Annotated in this window: 10 protein-coding genes; 2 read left to right on the forward strand and 8 right to left on the reverse strand. The window is 43.8% G+C overall.

Features of this window, described 5'->3' with window-relative positions; translation table 11 throughout:
• Positions 1-277 precede the first annotated feature (277 nt).
• The gene (locus tag G500_RS0109750; RefSeq protein WP_154657110.1) at positions 278-2,554 is read left to right on the forward strand and encodes a carotenoid oxygenase family protein; all 2,277 of its coding nucleotides are present in this window, start codon (positions 278-280) and stop codon (positions 2,552-2,554) included.
• A 183-nt stretch (positions 2,555-2,737) separates the two neighbouring features.
• Here G500_RS0109750 and G500_RS25025 read toward each other — a convergent pair whose 3' ends face one another.
• Positions 2,738-5,560: a DNA translocase FtsK gene (locus G500_RS25025; RefSeq protein ID WP_245574478.1), complete on the reverse strand. Its 2,823-nt coding sequence runs from the start codon at positions 5,558-5,560 to the stop codon at positions 2,738-2,740.
• 79 nt (positions 5,561-5,639) lie between these two features.
• Here G500_RS25025 and icd point away from each other — a divergent pair, with 79 nt between their 5' ends.
• Positions 5,640-7,160 (forward strand): NADP-dependent isocitrate dehydrogenase, encoded by a 1,521-nt coding sequence (gene icd / locus G500_RS0109760; RefSeq protein ID WP_245574479.1) that lies wholly within the window; start codon positions 5,640-5,642, stop codon positions 7,158-7,160.
• Positions 7,161-7,234: 74 nt separating this feature from the next.
• Here the strand turns inward: icd and G500_RS0109765 are convergent, their stop codons facing one another.
• The 7 genes from G500_RS0109765 to G500_RS0109800 form a co-directional block, all read right to left on the reverse strand.
• A complete protein-coding gene (locus tag G500_RS0109765; RefSeq protein WP_211220151.1) occupies positions 7,235-8,092 on the reverse strand; it encodes an OmpA family protein in 858 nt (285 codons plus the stop codon).
• A gap of 181 nt (positions 8,093-8,273) precedes the next feature.
• Entirely contained in the window at positions 8,274-9,497 is a 1,224-nt protein-coding gene (gene trpB, locus G500_RS0109775; protein ID WP_086047868.1) for a tryptophan synthase subunit beta, read from the reverse strand.
• Positions 9,498-9,527: 30 nt separating this feature from the next.
• The gene (locus G500_RS0109780; protein ID WP_027002432.1) at positions 9,528-10,181 is read right to left on the reverse strand and encodes a phosphoribosylanthranilate isomerase; all 654 of its coding nucleotides are present in this window, start codon (positions 10,179-10,181) and stop codon (positions 9,528-9,530) included.
• A gap of 11 nt (positions 10,182-10,192) precedes the next feature.
• Positions 10,193-10,993 (reverse strand): indole-3-glycerol phosphate synthase TrpC, encoded by an 801-nt coding sequence (locus G500_RS0109785; RefSeq protein ID WP_051203416.1) that lies wholly within the window; start codon positions 10,991-10,993, stop codon positions 10,193-10,195.
• Between the two features lie 42 nt (positions 10,994-11,035).
• The gene (gene trpD, locus G500_RS23110) at positions 11,036-12,055 is read right to left on the reverse strand and encodes an anthranilate phosphoribosyltransferase (protein ID WP_051203417.1); all 1,020 of its coding nucleotides are present in this window, start codon (positions 12,053-12,055) and stop codon (positions 11,036-11,038) included.
• Between the two features lie 10 nt (positions 12,056-12,065).
• The gene (locus G500_RS23115) at positions 12,066-12,692 is read right to left on the reverse strand and encodes an anthranilate synthase component II (protein WP_051203418.1); all 627 of its coding nucleotides are present in this window, start codon (positions 12,690-12,692) and stop codon (positions 12,066-12,068) included.
• A 30-nt stretch (positions 12,693-12,722) separates the two neighbouring features.
• The gene (locus G500_RS0109800; RefSeq protein WP_027002434.1) at positions 12,723-14,207 is read right to left on the reverse strand and encodes an anthranilate synthase component I family protein; all 1,485 of its coding nucleotides are present in this window, start codon (positions 14,205-14,207) and stop codon (positions 12,723-12,725) included.
• Positions 14,208-14,259 lie beyond the last annotated feature (52 nt).

The following is a 14,259-nucleotide window of genomic DNA, read 5'->3' on the forward strand; positions in this document are numbered from 1 at the left end:
GCCCCTTTTTTATTTCAATCGCACTTCGGACAAGGCAATGCCTTGTCCCTACATTCGAACCTAATTTTTAGAATTTAACATTACTGCTATCATAGTAGCGCGAAGCTTCAGCTTCGCAAGTATGACTTACTGCCTCTCCTTGTTAGGGTTGTTTTATTTTTCGTAAAAAAGATAGAACAGACTGCTAAAAATTGCAGTAAAAACAATATCTTAGCGTCTGACTTTTATTTTGCTTGCACTTTCCTACGACTTTCTTATTTTTAGCTATCCTACAAAAATGAACCAAATACACACAACACCTATCCATAAGACAGATGCTTACCCCAAACGCCCTTTGGTTTCTTCCACACGCGAGAGCCTTCAACTGACCTTAGAGGTCAAATCGGGCGCACTACCCGACGATTTATATGGCTATGTCTTTATCAATACGCCCAACGGTACGGTCAATTCTGCCCTGCCCTACCCCAAGACACACCCCGACGGCAGCCCTAATCAGGAGTACAGTTCCCCTATTTTAGGGGGCGCAGGCTATATTTTCAAATTCGACCTCAATGAAGTGGGCAAAATTAGCCTGCAATCGAATTTATTGAAGCCCCCCTCCTACTATGCAGACGAGGCGACCAAGTACGGCACGCGCCTACACAAACTTTTTGGTTTTCGCAATATGGGCATTGCACGCCTATCCTTTGCCTTAGGTGCTGCCGAGCAAATTGGCACTGCCGTTATTCCCGTCAAGTTTAAAAATGACGACTATGTGCGCCTATTCGCTACCGCCGATTTAGGGCGTGCCTATGAATTTGATGCCCAAACTTTGCAGGTAACACAGCCTTTGGGCAAACTCAAAGACTATGTAGCCGCCACTCCGCCTATCGTGCCATGGGTCTTCAAACTGATACAAGGCACTGCACACCCAACTTTCGACCCCAAGACACAGGAATTTTTTACCGTCAATTATACCAAAGCCGTCAAGACACTTTTGGAGGCTTCAGGGGTGCTACTGCTACTACGCCGCAATCCCGACTTAGTAGAAAAACTCATAGAGGAGGCGATTGCAGAAATGGAAGCCGAAGGCGAAAACACTGCCAAGCCCAATTTTGAACGCTTCTTTAAAAGAGTAGAAAAGAAAATTGCGCAACGAAACCGAAAAAGCCTACTCCACTGGTGGCTCGAAAAAATGATGCGCCTTTTTAAAAAGAAGACCACTCTACAAGATTCGCTCTACCTATTGCGCTTTACCGACCGCAACCGCCACCAACGCTGGCGTATCGTAGATGAAAAAGGCGAAAATATCACCATCTGGCAGTGCATGCACCAAACAAGTTTGAGCCAAGACTACATCATTTTGATAGATGCCGCCTTCAAACTCTCCTTAGATGTTTTGATGAACAACCCTTTTCCCAACAACGAAAAAATAAACGCCTTCCTACGCCAACTCACGACCAAACCGCAGATGGCAAATACCCCCCTTTATCTTATCAAGAGAAGCGATTTGGTAGCGGAAAATCAGACCGTTGTGGCGAAAAAAATCACCTTAGAGCCTGAATTTATACACTTTACCGCCAATTACAACAACGACCAAAATCTCATCACACTTTATACTGCCTCCAATGCCGCCGCTTGTTTGGCTGAATGGGTGCGTTATTACGACAAACTATTTCCCGAAAGCCCAATAGAAGCAGGGACAGAGGGTATTCTCTGTGTAGGCTCGATGGACGTAGGTAGGGTAGGAAAAATAGTCATCGACGGCGAAACGGCGACCATTAAATCGCAAACCCTTATCCATAAAACGGGCAATTTGGAGGCACTCGAAGCCACCGAACCCCCCTTCGAGGGCGAAGAGCCGCCCCAAGATTTGGGAGCGCACACTTGGTTAGCAGGCTTTTATACCTTTCGCGACTTTATTTCTCCACACAAAACCGTTGAGGAAATTAAAAATATCTATTGGCAATTTGGCGCACTCGAACAACGCCGCCTTACCCACTTCATCTACCAACTCTATAAAGACTATCCCAATCGTATTGTAGAGGCTGAAAAGGTCAAGGCTTATAGCGAAAAGGGGATTCCGTTGCAAATCGCACGCCTTAATACCGAGCGCATGGAAATCGAGGACTACTACCAATTTCCGCCCAACTACACCTTAGGCGCGATACAATTTGTGCCACGAAAAAGAGAAAGTCCAGACCCCGAAAACGACCCCAGCACAGATGGCTATCTCTTTACCACCATGATAAATGGCATAGAAGAAGAAGGCGAAGGGCTAAATTATTTGCGCGAAGTTTGGCTCTTTGATGCCCGCAACCTGAAAAAAGGTGCGATTTGTATTCTTAGTCACCCCGAATTTAACTTCGGCTTTACCCTTCACCCCCTTTGGGTAGCTGATATAAAAAGCAGTGCAGAAAAAGGCGACCTCAAAACCGAGTATGAGGAAATTATCCAAACCTTAGAAACGGACATCAAACAAGACGTGCAAACGCTTTTTGAAGAGGAGATTTATCCTAACTTCAATAAAAATCTGACTTGGCACAGAAAGCTAAGAGCCGCCCTTGGGGTTTAAATGCCATTCAAACAGTGTTTGAAAATAGAGCGCACAACCTACTAAAAGGAACTTTGGCATTTTTCCTAAAAATCAAGCCCTAAGTAGTGTAAAGTCTATCGCTTAGAAAAACAAAAATTTCGTATCGCGCAGGTCTGCCCTTTGCGATACGAAATAAATTGAATATCTAAATCAGCATACAAGCTAAAACACATCATTTTCACCCTCTTCCATTTCCTCCTCTTCGGGTTCGTCCTCTGGCAGGGGATAGGCGGCAGGGAAGCCCTGCTGTTCGGCGATATATTTACAGACGCTTTCTACTTCGGGGGTGTCTAAAAAGGCACATTGTAGTCGTAAAATGTCTGAACCATTGGAAAGCAGCATATCGCCTTGTCCGATAAGTTGCTCTGCACCGCTGGCATCTAAGATGATGCGCGAATCTATTTTGGAAGTTACGCGGAAAGCCATACGCGCAGGGAAGTTTGCCTTGATAATCCCTGTTACGACATTAACCGAAGGGCGTTGGGTCGCGACAACTAAGTGAATCCCTATGGCACGCGCCATCTGTGCCAAACGCGCAATGGGTTTTTCGGCGGCTTTTCCTGCAATAATCATCAAATCGGCAAGCTCATCAATAACCAAAACGATATAAGGAAGGAAGCGATGATGCTGGTCTTCTTCTAAAAGCCCTGCCAAAAATTTAGCATTGTACTCGCGTACATTCCTACAATCGGCATCGCGAAGTAAATCGTAGCGCAAGTCCATTTCTTTGCAAAGTGCTTCTAAGGTCTTGACCGCCATAGCAGGGTCGGTAACGATAGGGTCGGTATTGGGCAAGTGCGCCAAATAATGTTTCTCTAACTTTGAAAAAAGCGAAAACTCTACCTTTTTAGGGTCTATCATGACGAATTTTATTTCGTCGGGGTGGCGTTTGTAGAGCAAAGATGCCAAAATGACATTGATACCTACCGATTTTCCTTGCCCCGTTGCGCCGCCAATAAGCAGGTGCGGCATCTTGGTTAGGTCGGCTACAAAGACCTCATTGGAGATAGTTTTACCCAAAAGTAGGGGTAGTTCTTTTTTGGTGTGTTGGAAAGCTGGCGTTTCTACTAACGCCCTAAAAGGGACAATTTCGCGGTTTTTATTCGGTACTTCTATGCCGATAGTGCCTTTGCCCGGCATAGGGGCGATAATGCGAATCCCCAAAGCGGAAAGATTAAGGGCAATATCGTCGCCCAAGTTGCGAATTTGGGAAATCTTGACCCCTTCGGCAGGTACAATTTCGTAGAGCGTAACAGTAGGCCCTACCTCTGCCGTTATTTTTTTGATGCGAATTTTGAAGTTTTCCAACGTCTGAACAATCCTATTCTTGACGTTTTCCAAATCTTCCCTATCTATCGGCACTTGCTTTGCGCCATGTGTTTCCAAAATGGTAGTAGGCGGGAGTTGGTAGTCCTTCAAAATGCCGCGTGGGTCGCGATAAAAAACAGGCACTTCGGGCTGTTTCTTTGTGTTTTTCTCCTCTATTTGAGGCTTTTGCTGCACCAAAAGCGAAGCGGCGGCTTCCTCGTCGGTGGCGGATTCTGCCTCATCGTCTTGGGTAGGAAAATCCTCTTTTGGTCTGTTTTTGAGGGTAAATTCGGCGGGCGCACTTTGGGCATTGACTTTTTCGTTTGCCTCCCTGACAATATTAGCGGTCGGATTTTGAGTTGGCTCTTCCTGTGCCTCCTTGATTTGGGCTTCTAATTGCTGCTCGAAAGTGGGTTCTTTTTCGCGCTCTTCGTCCTTTTTGGGGTTGAAAATACCACTAAGCCAGCCCTTTCCTTTTTCCGTTTTGGGCAAATCTTTTGGGGTAGTTTCTTTGGATTGAAAGCCTATTTTTTTGCCTACAAAATCTTCCTCTAAGGGCTTTTCTGGCTTTTTCTGACCTGCTTTCTCAACATTATCTACCGTCTTTTGTGTATTTTCGGGCGTAGAAATGGGGCGTGTGGTGGTGTCTTTTTTGGGGTTAGATTTGTTTTCTGTTTTATTTTCTGACTTACTTTCTGTTTTATTTTTCGGATTGCCCTGCTGATTGTCAAGCGATTTTATAGGATTCTTGTTGTCGTCTTGTGCCTTTTGTGGCTTTTCATTCTGACCCAATAGCGGATTTTGAGTAAAAAGAGCAGCCTTTTTATCAGGATTTGCAGGGCTTCTTTCCTTCTTCGGATTTTGGGTACTATCCTGTTCTTGTAAATCGGTGTTGTTTTTTTCTGCTGTGGCTCGCGTCTTTTGGGTTTCGAAAGGGAGGTCGTCTTGGTCAAAGGCAGGATTTTTTCGCGCTTGTTCGGTCTTGCGGCTTCCCAAATTGCGCAGGGTTTGGAAATTTTGTTGGGAATCTTGCCAAAGGCTATTCCATTCTTCTTTGTAGAAGAAACCAAAAAGGGCTGCCGAAAAAATAAGCAATAAAGGCGTGCCTACGCCTATCATATCGCTCAAAAGGGCTGCCACATGATAGCCAAAACTGCCACAGAAAAATGCCCATTGTGGCTGACTATCAAAAAGATAGACCCCATATCCTAATAAAATACTACCCCAAATAAGCAAAAAAAGTGAGGGTATGCTAATGATACGAAACTTGCGCCATTGGTATCCGAAAGCAAAAATCCAACCTGCATAAAAAAGCAGCGACGGCAAAATGAGCAGCGAACCTACCCCAAAGAGCGAATAAATAAAGAGATGGGCAAGCAACGCACCTGTCAGCCCTACCCAATTTTCGGCTTCTCTGCCTGCCTCGGTGGGCAGGGTGCTAAAAAAGTTTTCGGCTATGCTTTGGTCGGCTTTTCCCGTCCAAAAGAAAGACACAAAGGAGAGGAGCAAAAAGAGCGAAAAAGCAATCAGACCCAAGCCCAAGAGCAAGCGCAAACGGCGGTCTTGCAAGGCAGCCAAGAACGCAAAGCGTGTGGGCGACGTTTGTGAAGCCGTTGAGGTGCTATGATTGGGACGCAAAGGCTCATTGCCGCGATAGGTGTTTTTTTCAAAACTCATAGAAGATGGGTAGCCTAAACAGAAAAGAAAATCAAACAGAAAATAAAAATAGGGTTTAGGTTTCAAAGTTAGGTTTTATTTGGCAATTTTCCTAAGTCGGGGCGGCTTATCCTGCAAAAAAGCTACTTCGGATAGGTTTCGCGCTCCTTTTTTAGACAAAAAGCCTGCTTTTGCACTTTTGGATAGAAATTTTATCGAAAAGCTATTCCATTTTAACGAACTTTCTAAAAAAGAGCCGCTTTTCTTGCATTTCCGCTTTTCTTTTGCCTACAAAAGTTTATACCTTTGCGCGTTGAAAATTTTATCTTCATCTATCAGACAGAACAGAAAAATGGCAGGAGCAAAAATAACAATTCAGAACGGAAAACTAAACGTTCCCAACAACCCCATCATTCCCTTTATCGAGGGCGATGGCACAGGGGCAGACATCTGGAAAGCCTCACAAGCCGTCTTTGAAGCAGCCGTAGAAAAGGCGTATGGCGGCAGCCGTAAAATCGAATGGAAGGAAGTGTTGGCAGGCGAAAAAGCCTTCAATACTGTCGGTTCGTGGCTACCACAAGAAACCTTAGACATTTTTAAAGAATACTTAGTGGGCATCAAAGGCCCCCTTACTACCCCTGTCGGCGGTGGGATTCGCTCTCTCAATGTTGCCTTGCGTCAGGAATTAGACCTATATGCTTGTGTGCGCCCTGTGCGCTATTTCGAGGGTGTTCCTTCTCCTGTCAAGCAGCCTGAACTAACCGATATGGTCATTTTTCGCGAAAATACCGAAGACATCTATGCGGGTATCGAGTGGGAAGCCCAAAGCGAAGGCGCGAAAAAAATCATCAAGTTTATACAGGACGATTTGGGCGTGAAAAACAAAATCCGCTTTCCCGAAACCTCTGCTATCGGTATCAAACCCGTTTCTATTGAAGGAACAGAACGCTTGGTACGCGCAGCCATAGAGTACGCTCTGATTCACAAAAAGCCCTCTGTAACTATCGTACACAAAGGCAACATCATGAAATACACTTCGGGCGGCTTCAAAAAATGGGGCTACGAACTTGCCGAACGCGAATTTGGTGATAAGGTCTTTACTTGGGTAGAATACGACAAAATCAAAGCCGAAAAAGGCGAAGATGCCGCCAATGCCGCCCAAAAAGCAGCCCTACAAGCAGGCAAACTTTTGGTAAAGGATTCTATCGCTGATGCCTTTTTGCAGCAAATTTTGCTCCGCCCTGCCGACTATTCCGTAGTGGCAACGCTCAACCTAAACGGCGACTACATCTCTGATGCCTTAGCTGCCATCGTGGGCGGTATCGGAATTGCCCCTGGTGCCAACATCAACTACGTCAATGGCTCGGCTATCTTTGAAGCCACCCATGGCACTGCGCCCAAATATGCAGGTCTGGATAAAGTCAATCCTTCCTCTGTCATTCTTTCAGGTGTGATGATGTTTGAGTATATGGGCTGGCAGGAAGCCGCCGACCTTATCACAAAAGGCTTAGAAGGGGCGATTGCCTCTAAAAGAGTTACTTACGATTTCGAGCGTCTGATGGAAGGCGCAACGCTGGTTTCTTGTTCAGGATTTGGGCAGGAAATTATCAAAAATATGTAATTTTATCGTTTTTTGGGTATCCATACGCATAGCTTTTAAGGCTATGCGTATTTTTTGTTATTTTATATTAAAAATCAAATTCCGATAATGGTATATTCTACGCGCCTATTCTGCTCATGCTCGCGCATGGTGCATTTGATGTCGTTGGCGCACTGATTGACAAGGCGGGTTTCGCCATAGCCCTTAGCCACTAATCTTTCCCCTGCAATGCCCTTACTTTGCAAGTGCAACACAATCGCCTCCGCCCGTTTTTGAGTTAGTTCTAAATTGTAAGCATCATCACCACGCGAATCGGTGTGGCAGGCAATCTCCAAGCGCAATTCAGGATTGTAGCGCAAAAGACGATAAAGACGCTCTAAGTGGGGCAGACATTCGGTAGGAATCAGCGTATCGTTGGGATAAAAATAAAAATGTTCTACTTTTCGCGTCGCTCCCAAGACAATGCGCTCCAAAGCAATCGTTTCTACTAATTCTAAACTCTTTCCATTTTTAGTATCAAAGTCAAGCATTTCTGTAAAATAAGCAGGGTGCGAAACACGCAAAGAAAAAGTCTTTTCAGCAGGCAGACGAATAAAAACGCCGCCTTCTTTCCCTGTAACGGTCATCGAGGGGGCTTTGCTTTCTTTTTCTACAATCTTGACACTTGCCCCCTCTATGGGTTCTTGCAAATCTTGCGACACAAAACGATACATAAATTGATAAGGCTTTTCGCGTTTTAGCATTTCACTCAAATCGCTCTCATCATATTCCTGTGCTGCAAGTGGCAAAAAAAGGAAACATAGACAGAGCGTCAGCAATCCGCTTTTATACGCATTTGCCGCTAAAAAAAAGATAAAACGCAGGTTCGGCTTCATGTCTAAAATGGCGATTTTTGGGAAAAAAGAAAAGGCGAATTGGTCGTCTGTAAGAACACAAACGACGGCGAGGAACACAAAAATACAATTTTTTCGCGTATTAGAAAAAAATGGTCGTTTGTGCGACACAAACAACGGCAAGTCGTTTGTGCGACACAAACAACGGCAAGTCATTTGTGGGACACAAACAACGGCGAAGATTCAAATGTAGGGACAAGGCAGTACCTTGTCCCTAATTTTATTAAAACTGCTAAAAAAATTACAAATTTTCTAAATAAGTATTCAAATCTTTATCCCCTCGCCCCGAAAGATTGACCACGACAATATCTTCTCTTTTTAGTTCTAATTTTGAAAGGGCAGCCAACGCATGCGCCGACTCTAAGGCAGGCAAAATGCCCTCGCTGCGCGTCAGGTGCAAACCTGCTTGTAGGGCTTCCTCGTCAGTTACGCTTAGAAAACGCCCTCTGCCACTTTCAAACAAATGGGCATGCAAAGGACCAATCCCCGGATAATCCAAACCTGCCGAAATAGAGTGCGGCTCTATGATTTGCCCCCCTTTGGTTTGCATCAATTTTGTCTTGCAGCCATGGATAATTCCAAGCGTCCCTTTGGCAAGGCTTGCCGCCGTTTTGCCCGACTCTATGCCCAAACCTGCCGCCTCTACACCTACTAATTGCACTTTTGGTTCTTTTATGAAATGATAAAACGCCCCTGCTGCATTGCTTCCGCCGCCAATGCACGCCACGACGTAATTCGGAAGAGCCGTTCCTGCTTGTTTTTGCAGTTGTACCCTTATTTCTTGGCTAATAATGGCTTGAAAACGCGCCACTAAATCAGGAAAGGGGTGCGGTCCTACCACCGAACCGATTACATAATGCGTATCTGTCGGGTTGCTTATCCAGTCGCGAATTGCCTCGTTGGTTGCATCTTTGAGCGTTTGGCTGCCACTTTCTACTGCCACTACCTTCGCACCCAACATGCGCATGCGCTGCACATTGGGCGACTGACGTGCTACATCTATTTTTCCCATATAAACGACGCACTCGATACCGCGTAAGGCACAAGCCGTTGCCGTTGCCACGCCATGCTGCCCTGCGCCCGTTTCGGCTATGATGCGCTTTTTGCCCAGCCGCTCCGCCAAAAGCACCTGCCCAATGGCGTTATTGATTTTGTGCGCTCCCGTATGATTGAGGTCTTCGCGTTTGAGGAAAATTTGGGCGCGATACGCTGCCGAGAGTTTTTCCGAAAAATAAAGCGGCGTAGGTCGTCCCACGTAATCGGCTAAAAGTGCCTGATATGCCGCCTCAAAGTCTGGACTTTGGATAATTTGCAAATACGTCTTGCTCAAATTTTCTACATTAGGGTAGAGCATTTCGGGAATAAAAGCACCGCCAAAAGTGCCGTAAAAACCCGATTTAGGGCTTTCACTAACCGCCAAAGTTGGGTCTGTCGAGGTCTGATTGGGTAGAGTTTGGGTTGTCATGTTGGTAAAAAATTTAAAATTGAGGGTCTATTAGTTTGGATATAATTGCTTTAAAAACTTAGCCACCAAATTGACATCTTTTATACCTGCCTGCTTTTCAAAGCGACTATTGAGGTCTATTCCAATAAGTGCCTGATGGTCAAGGCTTTGTAGTCTTTCTGCATCTTGCAAACTGATTCCTCCACTTAGAAAAAAAGGCTGTGGCAGCGTATAATTTTGCAAACTTTCCCAATCAAAGCTACGCCCCGAACCGCCAAATTGTGCCGTTTGCGTATCTAAGATAAAGTATTCACAAAGCGAAACATAATCTTTCATTTTTTTTATCAAATCGCCATCTATTTGCGTCGAAACGCCAAAGGCTTTCCATACACGCAAGCCCTGTTGCCTTAAAAAGCGCACTTCGGCGACACTCTCCTGCCCATGTAGCTGCACAATCGGAATTTGAAACTGCTTGCATAGCGCAAGAATTTCTGTCGGGTCAGTATTGACAAAAACACCTACTTTTTGCGCCTTTGTGGGGATAAATTCCGCTTCAAGTTCTTGATTTAGAAGCACATAGCGCGGCGATTTTTCATAAAAAATCAAACCTATGAAATCAATCCCCAACTTGTCTATTTCCGCCATGTTGTCGGCTTGGCGCAAGCCGCAGACTTTGGTAAATAATTTTGTCTTTTTCTTTTTCATAAAATAAAATTTTAAACCTGTAATAAATCCTGTAAAGCCTTCGCAGGAAGGCTATCTTTCATAAACCGCTCTCCCATCAAAAAGGCATCAAAACCGACTTGTTTCAAAGCTGAAAGGTCGGCAGGCGAGGAAAGTCCGCTTTCCGAAACCCAAATCTTATCCTGATGCAAGCCTTTTCTATGTAAGGTTTCTGCCAAATGAAAAGAATTTTGAAGGCTCACCTGCATAGTTTCCAAGTTGCGATTATTCACCCCCAAAAGAATCGCCGAATCGCGATTGTGCGTTGGAATTTTATCAATTTCCTGCTCCTGGTGCAATTCTAAAAGCACTTCCATACCCAAATCAAGGGCAATATTTGTAAATTCTTGAATTGTTTTTTTATCCAAACAAGCGGCTATTAGCAAAATCACATCTGCGCCTAAGGCTTTGCTTTCAAAAATTTGGTAGCTTTCCACTATAAAATCTTTACGCAAAATAGGCAACTGCAACGCTGCACGCACCTGCGCAATGTCTTCCGATTTGCCCATAAAGTATTGATTTTCAGTGAGGATAGAAACGCCGCAAGCCCCTGCCGCCTCATAGCCCAAGACCGTAGGCAAGATTTGCGCCTCTCCATTGAGCAAACCCTTCGAGGGCGATTTGCGCTTAAATTCTGCAATAATTTGAAAATTAAGTGCAGATTTTGTTATTTTTTCAGATAAAGAAAAACAGGCTCTTTTGAAATGCTCACTTTTTTCTATGACAGAAAGTGGTAGCTCCATTTTTTGTTTTTCTACTATCTTGTATCGATTTTTTACAATTTCAAGTAACATTTTTATTTTTTATATTTGAAAATTAGAAAAGGTTAGAAAAAACTAAGAAAAAGCGATAGCCTTGGGTTTGAACGCTAAAAGGGCTTTTAAAAGGGAAAAAGCCTTTTTGCTATCCAGAGCCTGCGCCGCAATTTGGAAGCTATCAGCAAAATCCTGCCCCTCCTCAAAACATTGGATTGCAAAGGCAGCGTTTGCCAAGACCACCTCGCGCTGTGCCTTTGTCGCCTTTCCTTCTAAAATATTAACAAAAATTTGTGCAGATTCTGCAACCGTATCGCCTCCAAAAAGTTCCGCTGGTAGGTATTGATTCAGCTCTAAATTTTGAGGCAAAAAACTTTTTTCACCTTTTGAAGAAAAAATATGCGTTTTTCCTGTCAGTGAAATTTCATCATATCCATCGAGGCTATGCAAAACGACGTAAGATTTTCCCTCTTTTTGCAAAATATAATGATAAAGTCGCGCCAATTTGAGGTGAAAGACCCCAACTAACTGTTTGGCATTTTGGGCAGGATTGACCAAAGGACCCAAAGTATTGAAAATCGTTTTGATACCTAACTGCTTTCTAATCGTTGCCACATTTTTAAGGGCAGGGTGAAAAAGTGGCGCATGTAAAAAACAAAGGTTGTGTTCTTCTAACTGCCTGATAAGCAGGCTATTATCATTCGAAAATTGATAGCCCAAATATTCCAATACGTTGGAAGAGCCACTCACCGAAGACACGCCGTAGTTGCCATGCTTGGCGACGGGGTAGCCTGCCGCTGCCACTACAAAAGCCGCCAAAGTAGAGATGTTGAACGTATTTTTGCCATCGCCCCCTGTACCACAGAGGTCGATGCTTTCGTATTGAGGCAAATCCGTTTGCAAACTTAATTCTAAAAGTGCTTTTCTAAATCCTATAATTTCTTCTAAGGCTACTTCGCGATGACTAAGCAGCGTAATAAGTGCGGCAGTCTGGGCTTCATTAAAATTGCCCAAACTAATTTGTTGCATCAAATTATAGGCTTGATTTTCAGATAGTTGTGCCTGATTTTGTAGGCAATAAAGGTAGTCTTGAAAGGTCATGGCGTTTTTTTTAGTGTGAAAGAAAGGGTATTTGCTGATGAAAAGATTGTAGCGATTTGCTTTTTAAAGGGATAACTTGATTTAAAAAATTATCAATCATTTCACGCCCAAACTCGGTCAAGATGCTTTCGGGGTGAAACTGCACCGCCGCTAAGGGCAAATCGCGGTGTTCTATTGCCATTGGAATTTGATTCAAATCCGTAGCGGAAATATGAAATTCCGAAGACAAAGTAGCTGTTTCTATTGCCCACGAATGATAACGCCCTACTTGAAAGGTAGTAGGCAAATCTTTAAAAAGCGGCGTATTTTGATGTAAGATTGGTGTTGAAATGCCATGCAGGGGTGCGGCAAGATTGAAAAGTTTTGCTCCAAAGACTTCCCCTATCGCTTGCATGCCCAAACAAACGCCAAAAATGGGCTTTTGAAAGGCGTACTTTTCTATCAAAGGGCAAAGCAAACCTGCTTCGTGAGGCAATCCGCCACCGGGCGATAAAAAAATCGCATCATAAAGTTCTACTTCTTTCAAATCAATTTCATTATTACGACGTACTTCTACCTGATGGGTAGGATTTTCTTTGAGCAGTTGTACCAAATTATAGGTAAAAGAGTCGTAATTATCGAGCATTAAAAGTTTCATAAGTGTCTGAAAATAAAGGGTTTGTGTTTTTTATACCAAATTAGGGCTTGAAAAAGAGAGTTTTTCGGCTTCGGCTAAGGCACGCCTCAAAGCCCCCAACTTATTGGCGACTTCTTGCAACTCTTGTTCGGGAACGGAAGCCAAGACCACGCCTGCCCCCGCGCGATAATGAATTTGATTTTGATAACTAAGAAAAGAACGAATTAAAATAGCCTGATTTACTTCGCCCTTGAAGTCTATAAAACCAAGACTGCCCCCATAAAAACCACGCGCATCTTGCTCTAATTGCGCCAAAAGCTGTAAGGCACGCACTTTGGGCGCACCCGAAAGCGTACCCGCAGGAAAGGTATCTGCCAAAACATTCAGTGCCGTTTCCAAGCCTTTTTCAGTAGTTGCAGCGAGCTTCCCTTTGACGGTAGAAACCAAATGAATGACATGGCTATATTGATGAACTGCCTTATATTCAAGCACTTGCACCTGCTCACAGTGGCGGTTGAGGTCGTTTCGTGCCAAATCTACCAACATGGCATGCTCGGCAACTTCTTTGGGGTCTGCCAATAATGCTTTGCCTAATTGCTCATCTTTTTGTTTATCTCCTGTCCTTTTATACGTTCCTGCAATCGGATTTACGAGGGCTTCTCCGCCTACAATGCGAATTTGTGCTTCTGGTGAAGAACCAAAAATTTTGTAATTTCCGTAATCAAAATAAAACATATACGGCGAAGGATTGATGTGGCGCAAGGCACGATAAAGGTTAAATTCATCACCTTGAAAGCCTTGATAAAAATGGCGCGAAACTACCATCTGAAAGACATCGCCTCGCTGACAATGGGCTTGTGCCTTTTTTACCATTTCCAAAAAATAACTTTCGTCTTGAACTGCTTTTTCTTCACCTATCCGCTGAAAGGGATATGTTTTTCCGCTCTGTTTCAAAAGTTTGTGTATAAAATCAGAAAGGCTAATATCTTGAAAATGAGCATCTTGTGGAGAGTTTTCTATTTTATTTTCGGTAAAAGTTACTTCACCGTTGAAATGATTAAAGCAAATTACGTATCTAAAAAGTTGGTAATTGAGGATGTCCGTTTTGTTGTCGAGGGCAAGGTCTAAATTAGCCTTTTCGTTTTCAAAAAATCTGATGGCTTCGAAAGACTGAAAACCGAAAAAGCCATTGATGTCTTTTTGCGCGTCTTCTTTTAGCTGAAAAGTCTCAAAAAACTGATGTAAGATTTGGCGCAAATTGCTACTTTTTTCACTACATAAGGCTTCAAAATCTTGGCTTTGTAGTTGTTGGTGCAAAAAGGTTTCTATGCGTACCTTTTGGCTTTCGGTTTGGAAAAGGCGTATGCCTGCAAGAGGCGCGGCGCATAAGATAGAACGCGCTTGGGTCTTATCCTTGTGTTCGGAACTTTCCAAAAGCAGGCAGCCTGCAAATTGGTCGCGCAGTGCCAGATAAAGCCCTATGGGTGTGATTTGGTCTAAGAAATGCGTTTCGGATTGGGTTTGTAAGATTGGCATGGTTTATTTTTTTACGATAAATAAGTATATTTTTAAAACTTTTTTGAACAAG

Origin of the sequence: Hugenholtzia roseola DSM 9546 (assembly GCF_000422585.1) — a bacterium.
Taxonomy (GTDB): domain Bacteria; phylum Bacteroidota; class Bacteroidia; order Cytophagales; family Bernardetiaceae; genus Hugenholtzia; species Hugenholtzia roseola.

What these genes read in the sequence shown, in the direction of transcription:
- G500_RS0109785 (WP_051203416.1), bottom strand. Translation starts at nt 10,993, where the DNA reads ATGTTACTTGAAATTGTAAAAAATCGATACAAGATAGTAGAAAAACAA.
- G500_RS25025 (WP_245574478.1), bottom strand. Translation starts at nt 5,560, where the DNA reads ATGAGTTTTGAAAAAAACACCTATCGCGGCAATGAGCCTTTGCGTCCC.
- trpB (WP_086047868.1), bottom strand. Translation starts at nt 9,497, where the DNA reads ATGACAACCCAAACTCTACCCAATCAGACCTCGACAGACCCAACTTTG.
- G500_RS23115 (WP_051203418.1), bottom strand. Translation starts at nt 12,692, where the DNA reads ATGAAACTTTTAATGCTCGATAATTACGACTCTTTTACCTATAATTTG.
- G500_RS0109780 (WP_027002432.1), bottom strand. Translation starts at nt 10,181, where the DNA reads ATGAAAAAGAAAAAGACAAAATTATTTACCAAAGTCTGCGGCTTGCGC.
- G500_RS0109800 (WP_027002434.1), bottom strand. Translation starts at nt 14,207, where the DNA reads ATGCCAATCTTACAAACCCAATCCGAAACGCATTTCTTAGACCAAATC.
- G500_RS0109750 (WP_154657110.1), top strand. Translation starts at nt 278, where the DNA reads ATGAACCAAATACACACAACACCTATCCATAAGACAGATGCTTACCCC.
- trpD (WP_051203417.1), bottom strand. Translation starts at nt 12,055, where the DNA reads ATGACCTTTCAAGACTACCTTTATTGCCTACAAAATCAGGCACAACTA.